Below are 26,070 nucleotides of genomic sequence, written 5' to 3'. Positions count from 1 at the left end.
CCTTGGCTCCCGCCTCCGGATGACGCACCGATCGTGTCCCGCCGGCCGCCTTGGTGTGCTGTTCCTCCCCCATCCGCTCATCATCACCGCTCTGCCGGGATGCGCCCGCCGCAACACCGTTCTCGGCGTGTCGCCCCACGCGCGCCCGTCCCGAGCCGCGCCGATCTAGGGAGAATCGCTGCCAGCTGATCTTCAACCACTGCGATTCGCCCTAGATCGGCGCGATCGAGGGGTCGGCGCGATCGGGGGGATCGGGGATCAGGTCATGTTGGCGAGGAACTCGCTGTAGAACAGGCCCAGCGCGATGGCCACGCCGATGCCGGCGATGATCCAGAACCGGACCACGATGTTGACCTCACTCCAGCCGGCCAACTCGAAGTGGTGCTGCAACGGCGACATCCGGAACACACGCTTGCCGGTGGTCCGGAAGGAGATGATCTGGATCACCACGGACATCGTGATGATCACGAAGAGCCCGCCGATGATCGGCAGCAGCAGGATGGTCCGGGTGGACATCGCCATGCCGGCGATCAGGCCGCCCAGCCCAAGCGCGCCGGTGTCGCCCATGAAGATCCGCGCCGGTGACGTGTTCCACCACAGGAAGCCCACACAGGCCCCGGCCGCCGCCCCGGCTATCAGCGCGATCTCCAAGGGGTCGCGGACGGCGTAACAGTACGACTGGGTGTAGCTCGGGTCGGCGCACCAGTGCCGGTACTGCCAGAACGCGATCAACGCGTACGCGGCGAGCACCATCACCGAGGCGCCGGTGGCCAGACCGTCCAGGCCGTCGGTGAGGTTCACCCCGTTCGTCGCGCCCATCACCACGAAGATGAAGATGATCACCGCGCCGATCTTGCTGACCTCCAGGGCGTCGATGTCCCGGATGAAGCTGAGCGTGGTGCTGCCCACCGTCTCGGTGTTCGTCACCTTGCCCGTCGCGTCGGTCATCGTGCTCGGGAAGTACAGGGCCACCACACCGAACACCGCGCCGACCAGGATCTGGCCGAGCAGCTTGCCGCGCTTGTTCAGCCCGGCGCTGTTGCGCTTGCGCACCTTCAGGAAGTCGTCGAGGAAGCCCACCGCGCCGGAGAAGACCATCAGCCCCAGCAGCACCAGCGCGGTGATCGTCGGCTCGACCTGGGCGATCTGCGCGTCCGGCAGGGTGGTCAGGGCCAGGTGCCCGGCCACGTACGCGATCACCGTGGCCAGGATGAAGACCACGCCGCCCATCGTCGGCGTGCCCTTCTTGGTCTGGTGCATGGCCGGGCCCTCGGCCCGGATCGGCTGGCCGGCCTTGAGCCGGGTGAACACCTTGATCGCGATCGGGGTGCAGAAGAGCGAGACGATGAAGGCCACCCCGACGGCGACGATGACCGCCCTCACGCGGTAGCTCCGTTTCCGGGGGTGACGTCGGCGCGCAGGGCGTCGGCCACCTCCCACGTCCGGTACCGGGAGCCCTTGACCAGGACGACATCGCCCGGCCGTAGCTCGCCCCGCAGCACCTCGACGGCCGCCGCCTGATCGGTGAGCAGCACCGACTCTCCTCCCCAGTTTCCTACCGCTGTCGCGCCCTCGTGGATCGGCGCGGCCGGCTCGCCCACCACGAGCAGCCGATCCACACCCAGCTCGGCCGCGAGTTGGCCGACCTCGGCGTGGCCGTCCCGCTCGAACGGGCCCAGCTCGGCCATGTAGCCGAGCACCGCGACCGTACGCCGACCCCGGCCGAGCGTGGCGAGCGCCTTCAGCGCCGCCGACATCGACGCCGGGTTGGCGTTGTACGAGTCGTCGATCACGGTCACCCCGTCGGGGCGGTCGAAGACGTCCATCCGCCGGGTGGAGACCAACCCCAGCTCGCCCAGCGCCGGGGCCAGCTCGGCCAGCGGCATGCCCAGCTCCCGGGCCACCGCCGCGGCGGCGAGGGTGTTGGAGACCTGGTGGCGGCCGGTCAGCCCGAGGCGCACCGGCGCGGTCCCCTCCGGGACGACAAGGGTGTACGACGCGCGCCCCCGGTCGTCCAGCGTTACGTCCTCGGCCCGCACGTCGGCGTCCGGGGCCTCCCCGTAGCGGACCACCCGGGCCCGGGTACGGCTCGCCATCGCGTCCACCCGCGGGTCGTCGGCGTTGAGCACCGCCAGCCCGTCCGGCGGCAGCGCCTCGACCAGCTCGCCCTTGGCCACGGCGATGGTCTCCTGCGAGCCGAACTCACCGATGTGCGACGTTCCGACGTTGAGCACCACGGAGATCCGCGGCGGGACGATCTCGCACAGGTAGCGCACGTGCCCCACCCCGCGCGAGCCCTTCTCCAGCACCAGGTAGCGGGTGTCCGGTCCGGCCTGCAACGCGGTGTACGGGTGCCCCAGCTCGTTGTTGAACGAGCCGGGCGGCGCCACCGTGGCCCCGAGCCGGGCGGTGAGCTGGCCGATCAGGTCCTTGGTGGTGGTCTTGCCGGAGGAGCCGGTCAGACCGATCACGGTCAGCCCGGGCAGCCGGTCCACCACCACGCGGGCCAGCCGGCCCATCGCGGTCAACGCGTCGGCGACCAGAACCATCGGCACACCCGGCACCTCGCGGGTGCCGAGCACGGCCACGGCGCCGGCCGAGATCGCCCCGGCCGCGTAGTCGTGCCCGTCGACCTTCTCCCCCGGAAAGGCCACGAAGAGCGCCCCGGGCCCCACCTTGCGCGAGTCGAACTCGACCGGCCCGGTGACTGTGGCGGTCGGGTCGGCGGCGACCAGCCGCCCCTCGACCGCCGCGGCCACCTCGGCCAGGCTCAGCGCGATCACCGCTGACCCGCCAGGTCCCCGAAGCGGGCCCGCAGGGCGTCGGCCAACTCGATGCTGTCGTCGAACGGGAACACCTCGCCCGCCACCTCCTGGCCCCGCTCGTGGCCCTTGCCGAGCAGCGCGATCACGTCGCCCGGCGCGGCCAGCCGGACCGCCTCGTCGATCGCGGCCCGGCGGCCCGCCACCTCGATGATCCGGGCGGCCGTGCCGGCCCGGTACGCCCCGGCGAGCACCTCGGCGCGGATCTCCGCCGGGTCCTCGGTGCGCGGATTGTCGTCGGTCACCAGCACCACGTCGGCCCCCTCGGCCGCGGCGGCGCCCATCACCGGCCGCTTGCCCCGGTCCCGGTCCCCGCCGGCGCCGATCACGCAGATCAACCGGCCGGCGCTCAACTCACGCAACGCGGCCAGCGCGGCCACGATCGCGTCCGACTTGTGCGCGTAGTCGACGACCCCACGCACCGGCCCGGCCACGTCGACCAGCTCCAGCCGGCCGGGCACACCGCCGCAGGCGGCCACACCGGCGGCCGCGGTCGCCGGGTCCACCCCGGCGCCCACCAGCGCGGCGATGGCCAGCAGCGCGTTGGCGACGTTGTGCCGCCCGGGCAGCGCCACCCCGGCGGGCAGGACCACGCCGTCCGGGCCGTGCGCGGTGAACCGCTGGGCGTACCCCTCGCCGTCCACGCCGTCGGCCCACCAGGTCGCGGCCGGGTCGCCGGCCGCCGAGTAGCTGATCGTGGCCGGCCGGTACAGCGGCTTCAGCGCCGGGTCGTCGTGGTTGAGCACCTCGACCGCGCACCGGCCGTCGAAGAGCTGCGCCTTGGCGGCGAAGTAGTCGGCGCTGTCGGCGTGGAAGTCCAGGTGGTCGGAGCCGAAGTTGGTGTAACCGCCGACGGCGAACCGGACACCGCCCACCCGGCCCATGGCCAGCGCGTGGCTGGAGACCTCCATGACCACCGCGGTGACCCCCCGCTCGCGGGCGGTGGCCAGCATGGCGTGCAGGTCGGTCGCCTCGGGGGTGGTGCGAACGCTGTCGATCACCAGGTCACCGAGACGGGTCTCCACGGTGCCGATCAGCCCGGTGGTGTGCCCGGCGGCGCGCAGCCCCGACTCGATCAGGTAGGCGGTGGACGTCTTGCCGGCGGTACCGGTCACGCCGATCACGGTCAGCTCGGCGGTCGGGTCGCCGTAGACGGCCGAGGCCAGCTCGCCGAGCACCGCGCGGGGGTCGGGCACCACGAGGGCGGGCAGGCCGGTCTCCGCCGCCAGCTCGGCGCCGGCCGGGTCGGTCAGCAGAGCCACCGCGCCGGCCTCGGCGGCGCCGGCGGCGAACTCCGCGCCGTGCCGGCGGGCGCCGGGCAGCGCCGCGTACAGGTCGCCGGGGCGGACCTCCTGGCTGGCGTGGGTCGCCCCGGTGACGACCACGCCGACGGCGTCCGCAGGGAGGTCGACGGCGAGCCGGACGGCGAGATCACCGAGCCGGACTCCGGTCACGGTACGTGGACGTGGATTGCCGGGCACGGCGTCAGACCCTACCCGGTCGTCCGGTTCCGGCCGCACAGCCGCCCCGGTGGTTCGTCGGCACTCACCGATGATGTCCCGCCATCGCTGCTCAGCGCGGATAGACCACGAACTTGGGCGCCGACCCGTCGGTGGACGGCGGTACGCGGTAGTGACGCAGCGTGAACTGCATCATGTCGCGGAACGCCGGATTGGCGATCGCCCCGCCCCCACCGCCGGGTGCGTACACGAAGACCGCGATCACGTAGCGGGGGTTCTCGGCGGGGGCCATGCCGATGAAGGAGGACACCTCGCCGGGCTGCTTCTTGCCGTCCACCAGCCGCCAGCCGGTGCCGGTCTTGCCGGCGACCCGGTAGCCGGGGACCGCGGCGGTGAGCCCGGTGGCATGGTCGACCGTGGTGACCGCCTCGAGCATGGTGCGCAGCGCTGCCGCGTTCTTCGGGCTGAGCACCGACCGGGTCACCGGTGGCGGCGCGGGAGTGCGTTTGCCGTCCGGCCCGATCGTCTCCTTGACCAGGTGCGGCTGCACGTACGTGCCGTCGTTGGCGATGGCGGCGTACGCGGCGGCCATCTGCAACGGCGTGGCGTCGACGCTGTGCCCGATCGGCACCGACCCTTCCGACGACTCGCTCCACTCGTCGGCCGGCAGCAGCCGGCCGCTGGCCTCGCCGGGCACCCCCTCACCGGTGGGCTGGCCGAGCCCGAACCGCTTCTGGTAGTCGATCAACCGGTCCCGGCCGAGCTTGTCGGCGATCGTGATGGTGCCGACGTTCGACGAGTAGGCGAGCATCCCGGGCACGCTCATCCGCCGGCCGTTGGCGCGGTGTGTGTCGGAGAACCAGGTGTCGCCCTTCTTGATGCTGTTCGCGATCGGCAACGTGGTGTCCGGGGTGATCACCCCCTCCTGCAACGCCGCGCCGAACGTGATCGCCTTGTGCACCGAGCCGGGGTCGACCACGAAGCTGGTCGCCGCGTCCTCCCGGGCGACCGGGTCGCTCGGGATCGGCTTCGCCGCGTTATAGGTGGGATGGCTGGCCTGGGACAGCACCTCGCCGGTGGGCACGTCGATGATCACCGCCGCGGCCGTGCCGCCGCGCTGCTGCCCCATCCCCGCACTGAGGATCTGCTGCGTGCGGAACTGCAGGTCACCGTCGAGGGTGAGGGCCATCGAGCTGCCCGGCTTGGCCGGGGTGGTCCGGCTGTAGCCGCCCGGGATCGGCGCGGCGAGGTCACCGAGGCCGGCCTCGTACACCCGCTTGCCGTCCTGACCGGCGAGCAGCTCGTCGTAGCGGGCCTCCAGCCCCTCCAGACCGACCATGTCCTGGCTGGTGAAGCCGATCAGGTTGGCCGCCAGGTCACCGCCGGGCACCTCGCGCCGCTCGTCGCGGTGCACCCTGATCCCGGGCAGCTCGAGCGCCAGCACCTGCTTGGCGGTCGGGATCTCCACCCCCCGGGCCAGGTACACGAACCGGGACGGGATGCCGTTCTCCAGCTTGCGGGGCTTCATCAGCTCGGTCAGCTTCGACACCGGCATGCCGAGCAGCGGGGAGAGCGCCTTCGCGGTGGCGGCGGAGTCCACGATCTCGGTCGGGTCGGCGAACACGTACCGCGCCTCGACACTGCGTGCCAGCGGCTCGCCGGTGCGGTCGTAGATCGCGCCGCGCGGCGCGGGTAGCTCCACGGTGCGGGTCCGGTCGGCGACGCCGCCACCGGCGTACGCCGGGGTGTCCACCGCCTGAAGGAAGATCAGCCGGATCCCGATGGCGGCGAACAACGCCAGCGTCAGGGCGGTGCCGAGCCGCAGCCGCAGCCGTGGATCGGCCAGCTTCGGCGGTCGCGGCGGCTTGCGGGACGGCCGGCGGGCCGCCGGTCGGTCGGAGCGGCGCGGCGCGCGCGGCGTGGTCCGCCGACGCGCGGGCGGCTCGTCGCCGGCCGGGCCGCGCGGGGTCCGGGGCGCGACGGTGCGCACGACCCCACCGCGTCCCGCCGCCGGGGCGTCCCGCCGGCCGGAACGGGCGGCGGCCCGGCCTCCGTCGAGCACCTGCAACGCCGGTCGGAACGGGTCGCCGGACCGGGTGCTGCGCGGGGTACGCCGCTGCTCGGCCCCCCCGCTGCGCGGCGGCGTGCCGCGCTCCTCGCGGATGGTCCGGCCCCTCGGGGTGTACGCCCGGGCGCCGGAGATGCCCCCCATGCCCGGCTCGCCGGCGCGCGGCTCCCCGTCCCGGGCGCCGGCGTCAGGTGCAGAACCGCGCCGGGACCCCTTGGGATCCCGGCGCGGTTCGTCCGACCTCGGTGGCACCGGTCAGCCTCCCGCGCCCTGGCTGGTCACCGACGGCTCGCCGGTCGCCGGCTTCGGCACCCCGAGAGGCATCTTGCCGTCCGGCAGCCGGACGTACCCCGGCTCGCCGGCGTCCACCAGGCCCAGTCGCCGCGCCGCGGCGGTCAGGTTGCCCGGCGCCTTGGCCTCGGCGATCTGCTTGTCGAGCTGCTGCTTCTCCAGGTCCAGTCGGGCCTGCTGCTGCTGCAGCTTCTCCAGCCGGAAGGCGTTCTCATTGATCTTGGTGTTGACCGCCAGGATGCCCAGCACCCCGCCGACCACCAGGACCACGATCAGCGCCGCGAACGGCGCGCGCGGCACCGACACCGGAGGCGGTGGTGCCACCCGCAGCCGGGGCGGACGGGCACTGGCGGCTACGCCGGGCTTCTCGGCCGGCCGCAGCGCGGCGGTGCCCTGGGTCGGGAACTCGCGCGCCCCCCGGGCGCGAGCCTCCCCCTGCCGGTTCACTCGATCGATGCGTGGCGTACCGTTGCCCCCGCGCGGAGCCCGCTCCGCCGCGGTCCGGCCCCCCGACCGCGGTGTGCGCTGCCCGGCGCCGGTGACGTCCCGACGCTCGCGCTTGTCAATGTTCATGTCCCTCCCCCTCTACATCCGTCCCTCTGTCGTCCCCCGGCGTCCCTGGATCCCCCACGGATCCGGCGGACCCCGTCCCCGGTTGGTGCATCGCCTTCACCCGTCGGCGGGACCGTTCGCGGTCGGTCCGCCCCTGCTGTGTCGCGTTCGGGTCGAGTCGCTCCGCGGCCCGCAACCGCACCGAGGCGGCTCGCGGGTTCGCGGCGACCTCCGCCTCCCCGGCCAGTTCGGCGCCCCGGCTGAGCAGCCGGAACGTCGGACCGGACCCGGGCAGTTCGACCGGGAGGTCGATCGGGCCCTTACTGCGGACCCGGTCCGCGAGCGCCACCTTGGTGAGCCGGTCCTCCAGCGAGTGGTAGGACAGGACCACCATGCGACCGCCCACGGTCAGTGCGTCGAGCGCGGACGGCAGCGCTGACTCCAGCGCTGCCAACTCCTTGTTTACCTCGATCCGTAAAGCCTGAAACGTTCTCTTTGCCGGGTGTCCACCCGTTCGTCGGGCTGGTGCCGGAATGGAATCCCGGACCAGCTCCGCCAACCGCGCGGACGAGGTGATCCGGGCGCGTTCCCGCTCCCGGATGATCGCCGAGGCGATCCGGCCGGCGAACTTCTCCTCGCCGTAGACCCGCAGCACCCGGGCCAGGTCCGGATGCGCGTAGGTGTTGACCACCTCCTCGGCGGTCACCCCCCGGGTCTGGTCCATCCGCATGTCCAGCGGCGCGTCCTGGGCGTACGCGAACCCGCGGTCGGGCGCGTCCAGTTGCAGCGACGAGACACCCAGGTCGAACAGGATCCCGTCGATGCCCGGATAGCCCAGCCGGTCCAGCACGTCGGGCAGCTCGTCGTAGACGGCGTGCTCCAGGTGCACCCGGTCGGCGAAACGGGCCAGCCGGACCCGTGCGTGGGCCAGCGCCTCGGTGTCCCGGTCGAGCCCGATCAGGACCGTCTCCGGGTGCGCCTCGAGCACCGCCTCCGCATGCCCGGCCAGGCCGAGCGTCGCGTCGACGTACACCGTCCGGCCGCCCCGACCCAGCGCGGGGGCCAGCAGCTCGAGACACCGCTCGAGCAGCACCGGCACGTGCGTGCCGCGCAGCTCCCCCATCATGACCCCCACTGGTTGAAACGTCCGTTCGTTGCTGCGCCTGTCGTCGGACGGCGCTGCCGTCGTACCGCCAGATCCCCATCCGCTCCCGCCGGGCACCGGACTCTCACCCGATGACTGGATCGTGCGCCTGGCACCGGGGAAGGGATGCCAGGAACTCGAAAGCGGCTGGAGATCTCGCAGTACGTCGGGCGCCGTTCGCCCTACAGACCGCCGGGCAGCACCCCCTCCTCGATGTCGGCGAAGTCGTCTTCACTCTCGGCGAGGTAGGTCTCCCAGGCGACCTTGTCCCAGATCTCCACCCGCGTGCTCGCGCCGATCACGACCAGGTCGCGGTCGAGCGCGGCGTACGCCCGCAGGTGGGCCGGGATCGTCACCCGGCCCTGCTTGTCCGGCACTTCGTCGTGCGCGCTGGCGAAGAAGACCCGGCTGTAGGCCCGGGCCGCCTTGTGCGTCATCGGCTGCGCGCGCAACTGCTCCGCGATCCGCTGGAACTCAGGGGTCGGGAAGACGTAGAGACAGCGATCCTGTCCTTTGGTGACCACGACACCCCCCGCCAGCTCATCCCGGAACTTGGCCGGAAGGATCAACCGGCCTTTGTCGTCCAGGCGTGGAGTGTGGGTGCCGAGAAACACCGGCCCTACCCCCTCGCCCTTAAGCGGCGTTCGCGGCGCCGCTGACCCCCCGGGCCGGTGAGCCCTCCCGGCCTCACCATTGGGCCCCACTCTACTCCACTTCCCTCCACCTGCAACCAGAATCGACCGCGTGGCGCGCCCTACCCGCGGGTAAAACCGCACGTCACAAGGGGTGGAGCGGAGTGGAGGGCCGGGACCGCCGCCCGGCGTGGTCCGCTTTCCGACATAGATCGACTCCGTCCGGTGGAAGCCGACCCGGCCACCCGAGTCCGCACCACAACCGAACGGTTCGCCGTCGGCGGCGATCTGGTGGGGTGGGCGGTCCGGTAACCTCGCTCGCGTGACGGACGCGAAAATGCCCCTACGGGCCAAGGTGGCCAGCTCCGTGTCACGGACCGCCGCGGCGCTCTCCCGGGCGGCCGGCCGTGGCGACGGTTCGGTGATCGGCGGGTGGATCGGGTTGAAGATCGACCCCGACCTGCTGGCCCACCTGTCGGCCGGGCGCGCCATCGCGCTCGTTTCCGGCACCAACGGCAAGACCACCACCACCCGGCTCGCCGCCGCCGCGGTCGGCGTGCTCGGCCGGGTCGCCACCAACTCCTTCGGCGCCAACATGCCCAGCGGGCACACCTCCGCGCTGGCGAAGGCCGGCAGCACGCCGTACGCGGTGCTGGAGGTCGACGAGCACTACCTCGCCCAGGTGCTGGAGGCGACCGAGCCGCACGTGGTCGCGCTGCTGAACCTCTCCCGCGACCAGCTCGACCGGGCCAAGGAGGTCGCCATGATGGCGCAGCTCTGGCGCGCGGCGCTGGTCCGGCACACCGACGTACGGGTGGTGGCCAACGCCGACGACCCGATGGTCGTCTGGGCCGCCACCCCGCCGGCCGACCCCGCGCGCGGCATCAACCCGCCGCACGTGACCTGGTTCAGCGCCGGGCAGCGCTGGCACGACGACTCCTGGGTCTGCCCCGAGTGCGGCTCCACCATCCAGCGCTCCGGCGACCAGTGGTGGTGCAGCGGCTGCCCGCTGCGCCGGCCCGAGCCGCAGTGGATCGTCGAGGACGAGGGCGTGCTCGACCCCACCGGCGCCTGGCACAAGGTCTCCCTCCAGCTACCCGGCAAGGTCAACCTCGGCAACGCGGCGACCGCGCTGGCCGTGGCCGCCGAGTTCGGCGTCCGCCCGGTCGACGCGGTGTCCCGACTCGGCATCGTCACCTCGGTCGCCGGCCGCTACGCGCAGGTGGACAAGGACGGGCGCAACATCCGGCTGCTGCTGGCCAAGAACCCAGCCAGTTGGCTGGAGGCCTTCGACATGGCTGACGAGGCGCCCACCCTGCTCTCCATCAACGCGCGCGACCCCGACGGGTTGGACACCTCCTGGCTCTTCGACGTCGACTTCGCCCCGCTGCGCGGCCGGCAGGTGCTGATCACCGGCGACCGGGCGTACGACCTGGCGGTCCGGCTGGACGTCAACGACGTGCCGTTCCAGCACGTGCGCACGTTCGACGACGCGATCCGGTCGGTCCCGCCCGGGCGGCTGGAGGTCATCGCGAACTACACCGCGTTCCAGGACATCCGAGCGGAGTTGGACCGTGTCAACTGAGAGCCTGCGCATCGTCTGGATCTACCCCGACCTGCTCTCCACCTACGGCGACCGGGGCAACGCCCTGATCCTCGCCCGACGGGCGCGCCAGCGTGGCATGCCGGTCGAGGTGCTGGAGGTCCGCTCCGACCAGCGGCTGCCCTCGACCGCCGACATCTACCTGGTCGGCGGCGGCGAGGACGGTCCGCAGGCGCTGGGCGCGCAGCGGCTGATCGCCGACGGTGGTCTGCACCGGGCGGTCGCCCAGGGTTCGGTGGTGTTCGGCGTCTGCGCCGGCTACCAGCTGCTCGGCACCTCCTTCTTTGCCAAGGGTGTGCAGTGCCGCGGGCTGGAGCTGCTCGACCTGCAGTCCGACCGGGGCCCGAGCCGGGCCGTGGGCGAGCTGGCCGGCGAGATCGACCCGCGGCTGGGCCTGCCCGCGCTGACCGGCTTCGAGAACCACGGCGGCCGCACCCACCTCGGCCCGGAGGTCGCGCCGCTGGCCCGGGTCAGCGCCGGGGTCGGCAACGACGGCAGCACCGAGGGCGCCTGGCGCGGCAAGTTGCTCGGCACGTATTCGCACGGGCCCGCACTGGCCCGCAACCCGGCCCTGGCCGACCTGCTGCTGCGCTGGGCCACCGGCGCGCACCAGCTTCCGCCGCTGGACGACACCTGGTCGGACCGGCTCCGGAACGAGCGCCGCTCCGCAGTGGCCGCCGCCCGGGCATGATCCGGGCCGTCCGGCGGCTGCTCCGGCAGCCGTCGGCCGCCCGGTTCGCCCTGCTCGTGCTGCTGATCGGCGTCTGCGCACTGCTGCTGCTCCTAACACCCCGGCCGGATCCGGCGCAGCTGCCACATCTGGCTGACCGGCTCGGCGACCTCGCCCCGGTGGCGGCGGTCCTCGGCGGCGCGCTGCTGCTTGTCGCGTTGGTCCCGCGGACGTTCATCACGCTCGCCGCGGGCGCGATCTTCGGTCCGCTGGAGGGCGCCGCGTACGCCCTGGGCGCCGCGCTGGTGGCGGCGGCGGTCGGGTTCACTGTCGGCCGGCTGCTCGGCCGGGAGTTCGTCGCCGAGCGGGTCCGTGGCCGGCTGGCCCGCCTGGACGGCTGGTTCGCCCGGCAGAGCGTGTTCGGCGTGGTCACCGTCCGGCTGCTGCCGATCGCCGGCTTCGGGCTGGTCAGTTACGGCTACGGCACCACCGGGGCCCGGGTCCTGCCGTTCCTGGTCGGCAGCGTGATCGCGTCCGCCCCGACCGCCTTCGGGTACGCGGCTGTCGGTGCGTCGGTCAGCTCCCCCGGCCACATCAACTGGTACGCCGCCGCCCCGGCCAGCCTCGGCCTGATCGCCAGCGTGGTGCTGATTTCCCGGTGGTGGCGGGCCGAACGACGGGATGCCGTCCGGCCGGCCGACCAACGGTGGTAACGACCGGAGGACGATCGCGTCGGCGGGCTTCGCGCACCGCCGGCGCTACGCTACCTAGCATTCGCGACCATGACGCCCCGACCCGCGACCCGCGACCCGCTCCCGGGCCGCAGCCGCGCGAGGGGAAGCTCGCCGTGACGAGGATCCTCGGCAAGGACAGGGCCGAGCTGACCCACTCGGTCCCCGCGCAGCGACACGCGTACTCGCTACTGCGCCCGGACCGGCTGCCGCCGCTGCCGGCGTGCCCGTGACCGACGACGGGGAGTTGCTGCCGGGTGGCTTCGTCGCCGAGGTGGTCCGGGTCGGTGACACGGTCCGGCGTACGCCGCCGGCCAACCTGGACTTCGTCGCCGCGCTGCTGCGCCACCTGGCCGAGGTGGACGCGGACCTCGCGCCTCACCACCTGGGCGTCGACGCCCTCGGTCGGCAGATGCTCAGCTACGTCGCGGGTCGGGTGCCGTGGCGCGATCGGGAGGACCCGGCGTTCTTCGCCGACCCGGCGCTGGTGCGGCTGGCCGAGCTGATCCGGCGACTGCACGACGCGTGTGCGGGCACCGCGCTGGCCGGCGACGCCGAGACGGTGTGCCACCGCGACCTGTCCCCGAAGAACACGGTGTACCGGGATTCCCCCGCCGGGCCACTGCCGGTGGCCTTCCTCGACTGGGACCTGGCCCGGCCGGGCCGACGGATCGAGGACGTGGCGTTCGCCGGCTGGCACTGGGCCGCGTTGGGCGAGGGCGCCGACCCCACCGAGGTGGGCCGGCGCTGCCGCCTGCTCTGCGACGCCTACGACGCGGCGTCCACCGCACCCGTCCGTCCGGCACTGCCGCGGGATGAGTTGGTGGACCTGATGCTCGACCAGATCCAGAGCACCTGGCAGACCATCGACGCCGGCGCCGACCGCGACGAGCCGGCCATGCGCCGGCTCCGCGACGCGGGCGCGGTCGACGGGGTACGCCTCTGGCAGGACTGGCTGCTCACCCACCGCCCCGCCGTGCTGGCGGCGCTGACCGCCTGAGTTGGTGTCACTCGTCGGAGCCGGCGTGTCGCGCCCGGAGACGGATGCACCGGTGAGCGTGATGACTCAGAGGTATAAATATGCCTCAGAGTCATCACGCTCAATTCGGTGTCCGCCTCCGTGGACGTCACGCCGCGTATCGTCCGCGCCGGCCTCCGCCGTGCCCCCTGATCGACAGGGGCGTCAGGCGACGACCGAGACCACCCGGCCCGGTACGACGATGACCTTGCGGGGCTCCTTGCCGGCCAGGGCGGTGGCCACCGCCTCCAGCGCGGCCGCGCGGACCGTCTCCTCGGACGAGTCGGCGGGGACCGAGACGCGGCCACGGACCTTTCCGTTGATCTGCACCGGATAGGTGACCGTGTCCACCACCAGCAGCGCCGGGTCGGTCGTCGGGAAGTCCGCGTACGTCAGCGACGTGTCGTGACCCAGCCGACGCCACAGCTCCTCGGCGACGTGCGGGGCGAACGGCGCCACCATCAGCACCAGCGGCTCGGCCACCTCACGCGGCGTCGCCGACAGCCGGGTCAGCCCGTTGGTCAGCTCGATCAGCTTCGCGATCGCGGTGTTGAACCGGATGCCGTCCATGTCGCCGCGGACCCCGTGGATCACCTTGTACAGCAGCCGGCGGGTCGCCTCGTCGGCCGGCTCGTCGGTGACCCGCAGCGCGCCGGTCTCCTCGTCGACCACCGCCCGCCAGACCCGCTGCAGGAACCGGTACGACCCGACCACCGCCCGGGTCTCCCACGGGCGGGACACCTCCAGCGGGCCCATCGACATCTCGTACACCCGGAAGGTGTCCGCGCCGTACGCGGCGCACATGTCGTCGGGCGTCACCACGTTCTTCAGCGACTTGCCCATCTTGCCGTACTCGCGGTTGACCACCAGGTCGCCCAGGTAGTAGGCGCCGTCGCGCTCGACGACCTCCTCCGCCTGCACGTAGCTGCCGCGCGAGTCGGTGTACGCGTACGCCTGGATCATGCCCTGGTTGAACAGCTTGCGGAACGGCTCGAACGACGACACGTGGCCCAGGTCGAACAGCACCTTGTGCCAGAACCGCGCGTACAGCAGGTGCAGCACGGCGTGCTCGGCGCCGCCGACGTACAGGTCGGTCCCCCCGCAGTCGCCCTCGCCGCGCGGGCCCATCCAGTACCGCTCGTTCTCGGCGTCGACGAACCGCTCGCTGTTGGTCGGGTCCAGGTAGCGCAGCTCGTACCAGCAGGAGCCGGCCCACTGCGGCATCACGTTGGTCTCCCGGGTGTAGCGCTTCGGCCCGTCACCCAGGTCCAGCTCCACCTCGACCCAGTCGCGGCGCCGTGACAGCGGCGTCTCCGGATTCGAGTCGGCGTCGTTCGGGTCGAACGTCTTCGGCGAGAAGTCGTCCACCTCCGGCAGCTCGACCGGCAGCATCTCCTCCGGCAGGGCGATCGCCGCGCCGGTCTCGTCGTAGACGATCGGGAAGGGCTCACCCCAGTAGCGCTGCCGGGAGAACAGCCAGTCGCGCAGCCGGTAGGTCACCGCGCCGGCCCCGTGCCCGTTCGCCTCCAGCCAGGCGATGATCGCGGCCTTGGCGTCGGCGACCCCCAGGCCGTTCAGGTCCACGCCGCGCTCGGGCGCCGCGCTGTTGATCGCCGGGCCGTCTCCGGTGTACGCCTTGCCGTCGAAGCCCTCCGACGGCTGCACGGTCCGCACGATGGGCAGCTCGAAGACCTCGGCGAACGCCCAGTCCCGCTCGTCCTGCGCGGGCACCGCCATGATCGCGCCGGTGCCGTAGCCGGCCAGCACGTAGTCGGCGATGAAGATCGGGATCTGCCCACCGGTGACCGGGTTGGTGGCGTACGCGCCGATGAAGACGCCGGTCTTCTCCTTGCTGTCGGACTGACGCTCGACGTCGGTCTTGGCGGCTGCCGCCTTGCGGTACGCCTCGACGGCCGCACGCGGACTGGCGTGCCCGCCGGTCCAGGCGTCCCGCGTCCCCTCCGGCCAGGCGGCCGGCACCAGCGTGTCGACCAGCTCGTGCTCGGGCGCCAGCACCATGTAGGTGGCGCCGAAGACGGTGTCCGGCCGGGTCGTGAACACCCGCACGGGCGCGCCGGCGGTCGGGAAGTCGATGTGCGCACCGGTGGAACGGCCGATCCAGTTGCGCTGCATGTGCTTGATCGGCTCGGGCCAGTCCAGGCTGTCCAGGTCGTCCAGCAGCCGGTCACCGTACGCGGTGATCCGCATCATCCACTGCTTCAGGTTGCGCTTGAAGACCGGGAAGTTGCCCCGCTCGGAGCGGCCGTCGGCGGTGACCTCCTCGTTCGCCAGCACGGTGCCCAGCCCCGGGCACCAGTTCACCGGGGCCTGCGAGACGTACGCCAGCCGGTGGTCATCGACGACCTGCCGGCGCTCGGCGACGCTCAGCTCGGCCCAGGCCCGGCCGTCCGGGGTCGATCGGTTGCCGCCCTCGAACTCGGCGATCAGCTCGGCGATCGGCCGGGCCCGGCCGGCGTCCCGGTCGTACCAGGAGTTGAAGATCTGCAGGAAGATCCACTGGGTCCAGCGGTAGAAGTCGGTGTCGATGGTGGCGACCGAGCGCCGCTCGTCGTGGGCCAGCCCCAGCCGACGCAGCTGCGCCTTGTACCGCTCGATGTTCGCCACGGTGGTGGTGCGCGGGTGGGTGCCGGTCTGTACCGCGTACTGCTCGGCGGGCAGGCCGAACGCGTCGAAGCCCATCGCGTGCAGCACGTTGCGCCCGGCCATCCGCTGGTAACGGGCGAAGCAGTCGGTGCCGATGTAGCCCAGCGGGTGACCCACGTGCAGGCCGGCGCCCGACGGGTAGGGGAACATGTCCAGCACGTACAGCTTCTCCGCGCCGGCGCGGGGGTGGGTCGGGTCGGCCAGCGGGCCGGTCGGGTTCGGTGCGTGGAAGGTGCCCTCGCGCGCCCAGATGTCCTGCCAACGATTCTCGATCTCGTCGGCCAGGGCCGCGGTGTACCGGAACGGGGGGATGTCGCCCGCCGGTGCGGCTGCCTCACTCATCGTCTCTCCTCGTCAAGCTTCGTCTCGGCGTCTCCGGCCGGGCCGGCGATGGGCACAAAAAAGCCCCTCACGCAGGAGGGGCAGCCGTGCTGTCGCGTTGTCAGCGCATCAGCACGGCCCGGTAAGAAGCAGGAAGACTCCGACCATGGACCGCAGTCTACCCTGCGGCGGCGAACCGGTAGGTGTCGGTGGTGAAGCCCCAGCACTGCTGCGAGTTGAAGACCACCGCGTCCTTGCAGTACGCGGGGCTGGACGTGGCGGTCGCATCGGTAAGCAGCACTGTGGCGTAGTCCCGGAAGTACGCGTCCTCGACAGTGGTGCTGACGCACTGGTCGGTGTTGACGCCGCCGAACAGCAGGGTGCCAATGCCCTGGGCGCGCAGCACCTGGTCGAGATGGGTGGCGTGGAAGCCGTTCATCCGGTACTTCGGCACCTGCACGTCCTCGGGCCGCACCAGCTCCCGCAGCTCGTCGACGAGCGTCGCGCCCCACGACCCCTCGGTCAGCACCGGTCCGTGGTCCAACTGCTCTCCGATGCCGGCCTGTTCGAGCCGGTGCTTGAACGACCAGAGGGTCGGTGCGCCCAGGTTGCGCAGGTCCGAGCGGTTGTACCAGTACACCCAGATCACCGGTACGCCCAGCTGGCGGGCGGCCCGCACCGCGCGTACCGCGGCCGGGATCGCCTCCCGGCAGGCGGTGTGGTCCAGCCCGGAGCGGTCGGTCCAGCCGCCCGGGGAGCAGAAGTCGTTCTGCATGTCGAGCAGGACCAGCGCGGTCGAGTCCAGGTCCACAACGACGGGGAGCAGCTCGGCCTCGATCCGGGCCCGGCGGCCTGGGGCGCCGGCCGCCACGTCGACGTGATCGGCGTGCAGCCGCCACTGCGCCACACCACCGCCGAGGCGCACGCCGCCGTCGTCGGCCCGCTGGTAGATGTCCCGCTCCCGCCACACGGCGTCCTCCCAGGTTCCTCGCCCCTGCCGACGGACGGCCCATCCGAGCGACGGGCCGGTTACCCGGCGGCGCGCGGACCACGCGTCCTCCGGCCGGCGGATATTCCGGGGCGTAACCGGCGGACTACCTGCGGGGGTCGGCGATAACGACAAACATGGTTAGCCTGAGAGGCCAGTGAGAATTCTGCGGCAAACGAGGCTCGACGTCGCGAACCCAACGGCGGGTCCAGGTGCTCTATACAGAGCTGCCGTGACGGCGACGAGGAGGAGGCCCGTGACACAACAGACCTGGGACGAGGTCGGTGGCTTGTTGCCGCACGACGAGTTCCGCGCCGCGAGTGAGGCCATCGTGACCAACATCGAGCAGGTGATCGAGGGTAAGACCGCCACCGTGCGGCTGGCCCTGGCCGTCCTGCTCGCCGAAGGCCACCTCCTCATCGAAGACGTCCCGGGCGTCGGCAAGACCAAGCTGGCCAAGGCCCTCGCGCGGTCCATCGACTGCACTGTGCGGCGGATCCAGTTCACCCCCGACCTGCTGCCGAGCGATGTCACCGGCGTCAGCGTCTACAACCAGGAGACGCACGACTTCGAGTTCCGCCCCGGCGCCGTCTTCGCCAACCTGGTCGTCGGCGACGAGATCAACCGGGCCTCGCCGAAGACCCAGTCGGCGCTGCTGGAGTGCATGGAGGAGCGGCAGGTCACGGTCGACGGCGTGACCTACCAGCTGCAGACCCCGTTCATGGTCATCGCCACCCAGAACCCGATCGAGATGGAGGGCACCTACCCGCTGCCCGAGGCGCAGCGGGACCGGTTCACCGCCCGGATCGCGATGGGCTACCCGGACGCCGGCGCCGAGCTGGCGATGCTGGACGGGCACGGCGCCACCGACCCGCTGCACGAGCTCCGTCCGGTCTCCGACGCGGACATCGTCCGCCAGCTCATCGCCACCGTCCGGAAGGTGCACGTCGCGGACGCGGTCAAGCAGTACGCCATCGACCTGGTCACCGCCACCCGCGAAGCCCCCGACCTGCGTCTCGGCGCCTCCCCCCGGGCGACCCTGCAGCTGCTGCGCACGGCCCGGGCGGTCGCCGCCCTCGAGGGGCGCGACTACGTCCTCCCCGACGACCTGCAGGCCCTCGCGGTGCCGGTGCTCGCGCACCGGATCATCCCGACCGCCGACGCCCAGCTCGCCCGCCGCACCACCGACGCGATCGTCTCCGAGCTGGTGCACCGACTGCCGTTGCCGCACGACCGGCAGCGCTCCCCCTACGACACCCGGCCCGCCACCGGCAACGGTCGCGCGCCCTACGAGCCGCGGAGGCCGTGACGTGCGTGCCGGGCTGCGCGGGCTGACCACCCGCGGGCGCTCGTTCCTGGCCGCCGCGGTCGCGGCGGCGATCTCGGCGGGCATCCTGGGCGAGAAGGATCTGCTCCGGGTGGCCGTGCTGCTGGGCGTCCTGCCGCTGCTGGCCGCCGCCTACGTCGGTCGCAGCCGCTACAAGCTGGCCTGCAACCGGTCACTGGATCCGCACCGGGTCCCGGTCGGGGCCAACTCCCGGGTGGTGCTGCGCCTGCAGAACCTCTCCCGGCTGCCGACCGGCACCCTGCTGCTGGAGGACCGGCTGCCCTACGCCCTGGGCAGCCGGCCCCGGGTGGTGCTCGAGCGGCTCGGCGCACACCAGGCCAGTTCGGTGGCGTACACCGTGCGGGCCGACGTGCGGGGCCGCTACGACGTGGGCCCGCTGGTGGTCCGGATGACCGACCCGTTCGGTCTCTGCGAGCTCAGCCGGGCGTTCCCCAGCACCGACCACCTGACGGTCATCCCGCAGGTCACCCCACTGCCGTCGGTCCGGCTCCCCGGTGAGTACGCGGGCAGCGGCGACAGCCGGGCCCGCTCGGTGGCGGTGCACGGCGAGGACGACGCGGCGACCCGGGAGTACCGGCGCGGCGACGACCTGCGCAGGGTGCACTGGAAGTCCACCGCGCGCACCGGCGAGCTGATGGTGCGCCGTGAGGAGCAACCCTGGGAGAGCCGGGCCACGGTCGTGCTGGACACCCGCGCGTACGGCCACCGCGGCGACGGGCCGACGGCGAGCTTCGAGTGGGCCGTCTCCGCGGCCGCGAGCATCGCGGTGCACCTGCGGCAGGCCGGCTACAAGCTGCGCCTGGTCACCGGCTCGGGGGTCGACGTGGACGCCTCGGAAGCCGGCGGCGACGGCGCGCTTCTCGACCACCTCGCCGAGGTTCGGCTGGATCAGCGGGCCGAGGTGACCGGCCTGGTGCAGCGGGTCCGGCAGCGCGCCGACGGCGGTCTGATCATCGGCTTGTTCGGCGCGGTGAGTGTGGCCGAGGCCGAACTGCTGGCCGGCCTGCGGGGCAACGGCGCCACCTGCGTCGGCTTCCTGCTGGACAGCTCCACCTGGCTCAGCCTGCCCGAGAAGGCCCGGGCCGAGGCGGAGCACGCGCACGGCGCCGCCGCGCTCGCCATGCTGCACAGCGGCTGGCGGGTGGTCGGGGTCGACCACGGCAGCCGACTGCCGGCGCTCTGGCCGCAGGCCGGCCGGGGCTCCCAGGGGTTCGCCCTGCGCGCCGCGCTGGCCGAGACGGTCGCCGGCGGCGTGCGATGAACGGAAGGTTCCCCTCATGATCGCCAGTCGGAACGTCGGCCCGGTGGCGGCCGCCGCCACCCTTCTCGCCGCCGCCCCGCTGTCGGCGATCTTCCAGACCTGGACGTGGCTCGTCCAGTCCGCGATCGCGGTCGCGATAGTGGCCGGGGTCGCCGCGCTGACCCGGCTCGTCCGGGCGCCGCTGTGGGGCCAGGTCCTCGGCATGCTGGCCGCCCTGGCGCTCGCCCTGACCTGGCTGTTCCCCAGCGGCGAGGAGCTGCTCACCTTCCTGCCGACGCCGGGCACGTTCGGGTACTTCGCCGACCTGTTCACCGGCTCCATGCAGGACATGCGCTCGTACGGCGTGGAGGTACCGGACACCGATCCGCTGCTGTTCATCACCGTGCTCGGCGTCGGCGGGGTGGCCGTGCTGGTGGATTTGCTGGCGGTGGGTCTGCGCCGGCCGGCGCTGGCCGGGCTGCCGATGCTCGCCATCTACTCGGTGCCGGTCGCCGTCTACGTCGACAGCGTCCCGCCGGTGCCGTTCGTGGTGGGCGCCGCCGGGTACCTCTGGCTGCTGGTCACCGACAACGTCGACCGGGTCCGCCGGTTCGGCCGCCGGTTCACCGGCGACGGCCGCGACGTCGACGTATGGGAGGCTTCGCCGCTGGCCTCCGCCGGCCGCCGGCTCGCGGTGGTCGGGGTGGCCATCGCCGTGGCGCTGCCGCTGGCCGTGCCGGGCATGACCGGCGGGCTGCTCGACACACTCGGTGGCGGCACGGGCAACGGCAACGGCAGCGGCCGGGCGGGTGCGGGCTCATCGGGCCGGATCGACCTGTTCGCCTCGCTCGCCGGCCAGCTCAACCAGTCCGAGGTGGCCGACCTGGTCAAGGTGACCACGTCCGAGCCGAATCCGTTCTACCTGCGCTACGCGGTCGCGGACGAGCTGCGCCCGAACGGGTTCCAGGCGCGCAGCCCCAGCGGCAAACCGGCCAACGGGAAGCTGCCGGACCCGACCGAGCGGGCCGGCCCGGGCGTCGAGCAGACCCGCTACCAGGCGACCGTCGAGGTCACCAAGAGCCTGAGCATGTCCCTGATGCCGGTGTACGCCGAGCCGGTGCGCACCGAGGACCTCAACGGCAACTGGCTCTACGACGCCAACCAGCAGGTCGTCTTCTCCAACCGGGACAACTCCCGGGGCAGGAAGTACTCCTTCGACTACATCCGCTCGACGTACACCCCGGCGGCGCTGCGGGCCGCACAGTCGCTGCCGGCCGAGCACCCGTTACGCCGCCAGCTGACCGCCACTCCCGGGGTGGTGCCCGAGGTGGAGGAGCTGGTCAACGGCCTGGTCCAGGGCAAGCGCACCGACTACGACAAGGTGCTGGCGATCTACCAGCACTTCTCGGCGGACAACGGGTTCAGCTACCGGCTCAGCACCGAGAGCGGCAGCAGCGGCGAGGACATCGTCAACTTCCTGACCAACAAGGTCGGCTACTGCCAGCAGTACGCCGCGGCGATGGCCTGGCTGGTGCGCAGCGCCGGCATCCCGGCCCGGGTGGCGTTCGGGTTCACGAACGGCAGCAAGCAGGACGGCAACACCTACACCCTGACCAACCTCAACCTGCACGCGTGGACCGAGGTCTACTTCAACGGGGTCGGCTGGGTGCCGTTCGACGCCACGCCGTCGTACGGTGTGCCGGGCTCCACCCGGTCGGCCTGGGCACCGGACACCGACGCGCCGGAACTGCCCGGCACGAACCCCGGCGCCGTGGACCCCACGGCCGGCCCGGACGCGTCGGCCGGCCCGGCCGGCCCGGACAACGCCGACCGGGACACCGACTCGGGGCTCTCCCTCGCCGGCTCGACGCCCGCCGAGCAACCGCCGGTGTGGCCCTGGTGGACGGCGGGCCTGCTGGCTCTGCTGGCTCTGCTGGCACTGCCGGCCCTGCGTCGGCTGGCGCTGCGTCGGCGGCGGGGTGGCCGGGCGGCGGGCGCCGCGATGACCGCCACCCCGAACGAGGCGGCGTCGGTGGACGGGTCACGCGTGGTGGTGGTCGGGCCGGATGCCAACCGGGCCCGCGCGGACGCGCACGCCGCCTGGGCGGAGCTGCTCGACACGCTTGTGGACTTCCAGGTCCGGGTCGACCGGACCGAGACGCCCCGGGCGACCGCGGACCGGCTGGTTCGGGAGACCTTCGGCGATGACACCGCGGCGGTCGGCGCGGCGCGGCTGCTCGGCCGGGCCGAGGAGCGGGCACGCTACGCGCGGGATCCGCTGACCGGTGAACCGCTGGTGCCGGCGCTGCGCGCGGTCCGCGGTGCGCTCGCCACCCGGGCGAACCGCCGGACCCGACTGCTCGCCACCATGCTGCCGCCGTCGGTGCTGATGCGCTGGCGGACCGCCCTGGCGGACACCTCCGGCCGGATGGTGGCGCTGACCGGGCGGGCCCGGTACCGGCTGCTCCGCTGGAATCCGCGTCGGCTGCTGGCCGACCGGGCGGCCCGCTGAGCGACGTCCCTCCGGCTCGGGGCGGCGGTCCATCGGCCGTCGTCCCGGGCCGTCCGGGCTCTCCGCCCCGCTGTGCCCCCGTGGTGATGTGATGCCGGGTGGTCGCCGGAAGCCGCACGGCGTCGCCTACGGTCGATGGGCGCGCGGATACGTCAGCGGTCGCCGGGCCTGTTTCCGGCGACCCGCTCGTCGCGGCGTACGGCCCGCCTCAGCGGCGGGACCGGCTCAGCGGTGCCCCTCCGGGCGCTGCCGCCACCTGTCCTCCATGCGGTCCAGGATCGACGGCCGACGACCAGATCGGCCGCCGCGGGGACGGCGACGACTGGTCGTGCCACCCACCACGTGCAGGTCGGGTGACTGCGCCCGCCGGTGCGACTGCACCGCGAACGCGGCCGAGGCCAGCATGACGACAAAGCCCGCCACCGCCAGCGGTGGAGTCTTGATCACCGCGCCATAGACCAGTAGAGCCAAGCCAGCGATGATCACGCCAGCAGCGACGAGCAGGCGACGCCGCGCGTGGAAGCGCGGATCGCTGGCGCGCACGGCCGAGGCGAATTTGGGGTCCTCGGCAAGCGACCGCTCGATCTGCTCGAACAGCCGCTGCTCGTGCTCCGAGAGCGGCACGGCACTCCTCCCCGGTCACGTTGGTCGGGCCCACTCGGGCCGACAGACCGTGGCAGCCAACCGGCTGCTTACCCGCAAGTCTACGAGGGGGGTCGCGCGTCGGAAAGCGGGACGACCTACGGGTGGGGTGGATTTTCGTTTCGACGGGGGTCACGGTCGCCCAGGAGACTGGCCGGACCTATGACGGACCGCCCGAATCGGGCAGCGGCGGCGTCCGCGGCAGCTTCCGCCTCACGCCAGCCACGCTCGGGCGCGCCGAGGGTGAGCTGTCGGGGTGCGCCCTGCGCCGGGGCGAGCCCCTCCACCCGGACACCGACGAGCCGGATCCGCTCGCCCGGGTCCAGCGCGGTGTAGAGCGCCCAGACCGTGTCGAACATCTCGCGGGCCGTGTCGGTGGGGACGCCGAGGGTGCGGGAACGGTTGACGGTGCGGAAGTCGGCCAGCCGCACCTTGAGCGTCACGGTGCGCCCCACCTGCCCGGAGCCGCGCAACCGGACGCCGACCTTCGCGCTGAGCGCGAGCAGGGCGCGGCGGATCTCCACCGGGTCGGCCACGTCGGCGTCGAAGGTCACCTCGGCGCCGATCGACTTGTCCACATGCTCAGGGCTCACCCGGCGCGGGTCCCGCCCCCAGGCCAGCTCGTGCAGGTGCGCCGCCGACGCCGCACTGACCGCCCGGCGCAGCATGCCCAGCGGGGCCTCGGCGAGGTCGCCGACGGTGGCCAGGCCGAGCCGGCGCAGCGTCTCGGCTGCGCGCTCCCCCACCCCCCAGAGCGCGTCCACGGGCAGGGGGTGCAGGAAGTCGAGCACCAGCCCGGGGGGCACGACCAGCAGGCCGTCCGGCTTGGCCCGGGTGGACCCCAGCTTGGCGACGAACTTGCTCGGCGCCACCCCGACCGAGCAGGTGAGGCCCTGCTCCTCGGCGACCCGGCGACGGATCAGCCGCGCGATGGCGGCCGGGGAGCCGAACAGCCGACGGGCTCCGGTCACGTCGAGGAACGCCTCGTCCAGGGAGAGCGGCTCGACCAGCGGGGTGACGTCCCGGAAGATCTGCATGACCGCGCGGGAGGCGGCCGTGTAGGCGGTGAACTCCGGTGGCAGGTAGACCGCGTGCGGGCAGCGAGCGCGGGCCTGGCTGGTCGGCATCGCGCTGCGGACGCCGTAGCGGCGGGCCTCGTAGCTGGCCGAGCTGACCACGCCGCGCGGCCCGACGCCGCCGACGACCACAGGTCGGCCTCGCAACTCGGGCCGGCGGCGCACCTCGACGGCGGCGAAGAAGGCGTCCATGTCGACGTGCAGGATCGGGCTGCCGGAGTCGTCGGCGTCCGGCCCGAAGCGCGGATCGCCACCCCGGGGCAACGACTGGCTGCGGCCCATCCCGGCAGGTTAACCCGGGGGTACGACATCACCGGCGGCCGGCGGGGCGGACCGTCCGGCGGTCAGCCGCGGACCACCAGTAGCGGCACGGTCAGCTCGGCGGCGGTGTCCGACCCGTGGTACGCCACCAGCCGGGACGCCATCGGCGGCTCGGTGCGGGTCGCCAGGACCGCGTACGTGTCGTTGCAGCTCACCACCACATCGCCGATCCGCCCCAGGTGCTCCTCGGGCACCGGCCCGAACCAGCCGCTGGCCACCACCTCGTCCCGGGTGCGCACCCGGGCCGCGTCGCCGAGCACCGCCGACCAGGCGGCCACCACGTCGTCGAGCGCACCCGGTACGACGTGCAGGTACCGCACCCGGGCCTCGCCGGCCACCAGTCGCACACCGGCGCGCAGCCGCGGATCGGTGTCCAGGTCGAAGCGGTGCGTGGCGGGCACGTTGAGCTGACCGTGGTCGGCGGTCACCAGCAGCGCCGCGTCCGGCGGCAGCCCGTCGACCAGCCGGGCGAGCAGTGCGTCCACCTCGCTGGCGGCGATCCGCCAGGGCGCCGAGTCGACCCCGCCGAGGTGGCCGTGCCGATCGAGGTCGGGGTGGTAGCCGGAGACCAGTGTGGGCCCGGGGCCGGCGGACAGCGCGGCCAGCATGGTGGCGGCCACGGCGTCCGCGCCGGCCGCGCCCCGGAAGTCGCCGCCCCGGTTGGCGGCCAGGGTCAACCCGCTGCCGCCGAACTCCGGTCGGCTCACCACGGTCGCCGCCACCCCGGCGGCGCGGGCCCGTTCCAGCTGGGTGGGCATCGGCTGCCAGCGCAGCGGCGACGGGTCGGCGGCCCAGTCGGTGTGCGTCAACACCCGGTCGGTGCCGGGCACCCGCACGGTGAAGCCGAGCACCCCGTGCGCGCCCGGCGCGACGCCGGTGCCGAGGGTCACCAGGCTGGTCGGGGTGGTGGACGGGAAACCGGCGATGAGCGGCCGACCCACCGTCGCGGCGAGCCCGGCGAGGATCGGCGCGTACGGGGCGACGGTCGGCAGCTGATACCAGCCGAGCCCGTCGACCAGCAGCACGGCGACCCGGCGTACCCCGGCCAGCGCGGGGACCAGCCCGAGCGGGTCGGCCGACCCGGGCACGCCCAGCACGGCCAGCGCGCTGGGCAGCACGTCGGCGAGGCGACCGCCGCCGTAACCCGGACCGAGGACGGCCAGCGGCGCCGGCGCGCCACCCGACAGGGCGGTCATGCCGGCCGGCGGGCGAACAGGTGCAGCTGGGCGGCCAGATCCCGGTACGGGGGCTGGGCGGCGAGCGCCCGTTCCAGCTCCACCAGCGCCGCCGACTGCCCGTCGGCCACCGCGGCCGGCAGCAGGTCGGCCAGTACGCGTACCCCGTGGATCTCCTCGACCACCAGCCCGGCGGCGCCGAGCAGCGCGGCGGCGCCCGAGGCGTCATAGCGCCGGCGCAGGGTGTCCCGTGGTCCGGCGGTGCCGGCCGGGTCGGCGGCCAGCGCCGCCGCGACGTCCAGGTGACCGTTCATCGCCCGCCCGAGCACGGCGGCGGCCCGGCCGGCCACCAGCACGCTGGCCGCACCGCCCGGACGCAGCGCGGTGGCCAGCGCGGCCACCACCGCCGCCGGGTCGTCGACGACCTCCAGCACGGCGTGGCAGAGCACCAGGTCGACGCCGGCCGGCTCGACCAGCCCCGCGAGGGCGTCGCCGTCGCCCTGCACTGCGGCGATCCGGTCGGCCACCCCGGCCTCCGCGGCCCGGCGGGTGAGCGCGGCCAGCGCGTCGGGACTGGCGTCGACAACGGTGACCCGGTGCCCGGCGCGGGCCAGCGGGACGGCGAAGCCGCCCGTGCCGCCGCCCACGTCCAGCACGGTGAGCTCGGCTTCGGCGCGCCGGTCCAGCTCGGCGCGGAGCACCGACCAGATCACGGCGGTACGGGGGGTCAGCGGCGGCCCGGTGAACCGGCCTCGGGTCTGCTCCACCCGGTCGAGCCTAGTCACCCGGTCC

Annotated in this window: 20 protein-coding genes; 7 read left to right on the top strand and 13 right to left on the bottom strand. The window is 73.3% G+C overall.

Translation table 11 applies throughout. The features are described 5' to 3' along the window. Positions 1–258: 258 nt before the first annotated feature. From mraY to mraZ, 7 genes are all read right to left on the bottom strand, one after another. Positions 259–1,383, bottom strand: coding sequence for a phospho-N-acetylmuramoyl-pentapeptide-transferase (mraY, locus tag GA0070607_RS21145; protein ID WP_089019747.1), 1,125 nt, complete (start codon positions 1,381–1,383; stop codon positions 259–261). After that, positions 1,380–2,783, bottom strand: a complete 1,404-nt coding sequence (locus GA0070607_RS21140; protein WP_089019746.1) for a UDP-N-acetylmuramoyl-tripeptide--D-alanyl-D-alanine ligase — start codon at positions 2,781–2,783, stop codon at positions 1,380–1,382. The genes mraY and GA0070607_RS21140 overlap by 4 nt, the downstream gene beginning before the upstream one ends. Then, on the bottom strand, positions 2,780–4,342 hold the full coding sequence (locus tag GA0070607_RS21135; RefSeq protein ID WP_089019745.1) for a UDP-N-acetylmuramoyl-L-alanyl-D-glutamate--2,6-diaminopimelate ligase: 1,563 nt from the start codon (positions 4,340–4,342) through the stop codon (positions 2,780–2,782). Before GA0070607_RS21135 ends, GA0070607_RS21140 begins: the two co-directional genes overlap by 4 nt. Positions 4,343–4,394: 52 nt before the next feature. Continuing rightward, positions 4,395–6,602, bottom strand: coding sequence for a peptidoglycan D,D-transpeptidase FtsI family protein (locus tag GA0070607_RS21130; RefSeq protein ID WP_089019744.1), 2,208 nt, complete (start codon positions 6,600–6,602; stop codon positions 4,395–4,397). A gap of 3 nt (positions 6,603–6,605) precedes the next feature. Then, complete coding sequence (locus tag GA0070607_RS21125; protein WP_089019743.1) at positions 6,606–7,214, bottom strand: hypothetical protein; 609 nt, start codon at positions 7,212–7,214, stop codon at positions 6,606–6,608. Beyond that, on the bottom strand, positions 7,204–8,316 hold the full coding sequence (rsmH, locus tag GA0070607_RS21120; RefSeq protein ID WP_089021992.1) for a 16S rRNA (cytosine(1402)-N(4))-methyltransferase RsmH: 1,113 nt from the start codon (positions 8,314–8,316) through the stop codon (positions 7,204–7,206). Before rsmH ends, GA0070607_RS21125 begins: the two co-directional genes overlap by 11 nt. 203 nt (positions 8,317–8,519) lie before the next feature. After that, entirely contained in the window at positions 8,520–8,951 is a 432-nt protein-coding gene (gene mraZ / locus GA0070607_RS21115; protein ID WP_089019742.1) for a division/cell wall cluster transcriptional repressor MraZ, read from the bottom strand. A gap of 355 nt (positions 8,952–9,306) precedes the next feature. On the opposite strand from mraZ, the gene GA0070607_RS21110 reads away from it, so the two are divergent. The 4 genes from GA0070607_RS21110 (at position 9,307) to GA0070607_RS21095 (ending at position 12,973) form a co-directional block, all read left to right on the top strand. Next, the gene (locus GA0070607_RS21110; protein WP_089019741.1) at positions 9,307–10,554 is read left to right on the top strand and encodes a MurT ligase domain-containing protein; all 1,248 of its coding nucleotides are present in this window, start codon (positions 9,307–9,309) and stop codon (positions 10,552–10,554) included. Further along, entirely contained in the window at positions 10,544–11,263 is a 720-nt protein-coding gene (locus tag GA0070607_RS21105) for a type 1 glutamine amidotransferase (RefSeq protein ID WP_089019740.1), read from the top strand. The genes GA0070607_RS21110 and GA0070607_RS21105 overlap by 11 nt, the downstream gene beginning before the upstream one ends. Then, positions 11,260–11,955 (top strand): TVP38/TMEM64 family protein, encoded by a 696-nt coding sequence (locus GA0070607_RS21100; protein ID WP_089019739.1) that lies wholly within the window; start codon positions 11,260–11,262, stop codon positions 11,953–11,955. Before GA0070607_RS21105 ends, GA0070607_RS21100 begins: the two co-directional genes overlap by 4 nt. A gap of 241 nt (positions 11,956–12,196) precedes the next feature. Next, the gene (locus GA0070607_RS21095) at positions 12,197–12,973 is read left to right on the top strand and encodes a phosphotransferase (RefSeq protein WP_231930104.1); all 777 of its coding nucleotides are present in this window, start codon (positions 12,197–12,199) and stop codon (positions 12,971–12,973) included. A 183-nt stretch (positions 12,974–13,156) separates the two neighbouring features. On the opposite strand, the gene leuS is transcribed toward GA0070607_RS21095, so the two are convergent. Both leuS and GA0070607_RS21085 read right to left on the bottom strand, forming a co-directional pair. After that, positions 13,157–15,997 (bottom strand): leucine--tRNA ligase, encoded by a 2,841-nt coding sequence (leuS, locus tag GA0070607_RS21090; protein WP_089019738.1) that lies wholly within the window; start codon positions 15,995–15,997, stop codon positions 13,157–13,159. 157 nt (positions 15,998–16,154) lie between these two features. Beyond that, on the bottom strand, positions 16,155–16,946 hold the full coding sequence (locus tag GA0070607_RS21085; protein WP_089019737.1) for a cysteine hydrolase family protein: 792 nt from the start codon (positions 16,944–16,946) through the stop codon (positions 16,155–16,157). Positions 16,947–17,220: 274 nt separating this feature from the next. Here GA0070607_RS21085 and GA0070607_RS21080 point away from each other — a divergent pair, with 274 nt between their 5' ends. Genes GA0070607_RS21080 through GA0070607_RS21070 form a run of 3 tightly spaced genes read left to right on the top strand, consistent with a single transcriptional unit; the run spans position 17,221 to position 22,064 of the window. Beyond that, entirely contained in the window at positions 17,221–18,273 is a 1,053-nt protein-coding gene (locus GA0070607_RS21080) for an AAA family ATPase (RefSeq protein ID WP_089019736.1), read from the top strand. Between the two features lies 1 nt (position 18,274). Continuing rightward, positions 18,275–19,573, top strand: coding sequence for a DUF58 domain-containing protein (locus tag GA0070607_RS21075; protein WP_089019735.1), 1,299 nt, complete (start codon positions 18,275–18,277; stop codon positions 19,571–19,573). Positions 19,574–19,589: 16 nt separating this feature from the next. Further along, complete coding sequence (locus tag GA0070607_RS21070) at positions 19,590–22,064, top strand: transglutaminase family protein (RefSeq protein ID WP_089019734.1); 2,475 nt, start codon at positions 19,590–19,592, stop codon at positions 22,062–22,064. A 225-nt stretch (positions 22,065–22,289) separates the two neighbouring features. On the opposite strand, the gene GA0070607_RS21065 is transcribed toward GA0070607_RS21070, so the two are convergent. The 4 genes from GA0070607_RS21065 to GA0070607_RS21050 all read right to left on the bottom strand — a co-directional run bounded on the left by GA0070607_RS21065 (position 22,290) and on the right by GA0070607_RS21050 (position 26,063). Further along, positions 22,290–22,688 carry a DUF3040 domain-containing protein gene (locus GA0070607_RS21065; protein ID WP_074313058.1) on the bottom strand — a complete coding sequence of 133 codons (399 nt, stop codon included), beginning with the start codon at positions 22,686–22,688 and terminating at the stop codon, positions 22,290–22,292. 116 nt (positions 22,689–22,804) lie between these two features. Continuing rightward, positions 22,805–24,064, bottom strand: coding sequence for a DNA polymerase IV (locus GA0070607_RS21060; RefSeq protein ID WP_089019733.1), 1,260 nt, complete (start codon positions 24,062–24,064; stop codon positions 22,805–22,807). Between the two features lie 62 nt (positions 24,065–24,126). Beyond that, positions 24,127–25,299, bottom strand: coding sequence for an alkaline phosphatase family protein (locus GA0070607_RS21055; RefSeq protein ID WP_089019732.1), 1,173 nt, complete (start codon positions 25,297–25,299; stop codon positions 24,127–24,129). Then, positions 25,296–26,063, bottom strand: coding sequence for a methyltransferase domain-containing protein (locus GA0070607_RS21050; RefSeq protein ID WP_089021990.1), 768 nt, complete (start codon positions 26,061–26,063; stop codon positions 25,296–25,298). Before GA0070607_RS21050 ends, GA0070607_RS21055 begins: the two co-directional genes overlap by 4 nt. Positions 26,064–26,070 lie beyond the last annotated feature (7 nt).

The organism is Micromonospora coriariae, from assembly GCF_900091455.1.
In the GTDB taxonomy this organism is placed as follows: Bacteria; Actinomycetota; Actinomycetes; order Mycobacteriales; family Micromonosporaceae; genus Micromonospora; species Micromonospora coriariae.
Note: the sequence above shows the minus strand (reverse complement) of the source record. Positions and strands in the feature narration are given on the sequence as shown.

What these genes read in the sequence shown, in the direction of transcription:
- rsmH (WP_089021992.1), bottom strand. Translation starts at nt 8,316, where the DNA reads ATGGGGGAGCTGCGCGGCACGCACGTGCCGGTGCTGCTCGAGCGGTGT.
- GA0070607_RS21060 (WP_089019733.1), bottom strand. Translation starts at nt 24,064, where the DNA reads ATGGGCCGCAGCCAGTCGTTGCCCCGGGGTGGCGATCCGCGCTTCGGG.
- GA0070607_RS21125 (WP_089019743.1), bottom strand. Translation starts at nt 7,214, where the DNA reads ATGAACATTGACAAGCGCGAGCGTCGGGACGTCACCGGCGCCGGGCAG.
- GA0070607_RS21110 (WP_089019741.1), top strand. Translation starts at nt 9,307, where the DNA reads ATGCCCCTACGGGCCAAGGTGGCCAGCTCCGTGTCACGGACCGCCGCG.
- leuS (WP_089019738.1), bottom strand. Translation starts at nt 15,997, where the DNA reads ATGAGTGAGGCAGCCGCACCGGCGGGCGACATCCCCCCGTTCCGGTAC.
- GA0070607_RS21070 (WP_089019734.1), top strand. Translation starts at nt 19,590, where the DNA reads ATGATCGCCAGTCGGAACGTCGGCCCGGTGGCGGCCGCCGCCACCCTT.
- GA0070607_RS21100 (WP_089019739.1), top strand. Translation starts at nt 11,260, where the DNA reads ATGATCCGGGCCGTCCGGCGGCTGCTCCGGCAGCCGTCGGCCGCCCGG.
- GA0070607_RS21055 (WP_089019732.1), bottom strand. Translation starts at nt 25,299, where the DNA reads ATGACCGCCCTGTCGGGTGGCGCGCCGGCGCCGCTGGCCGTCCTCGGT.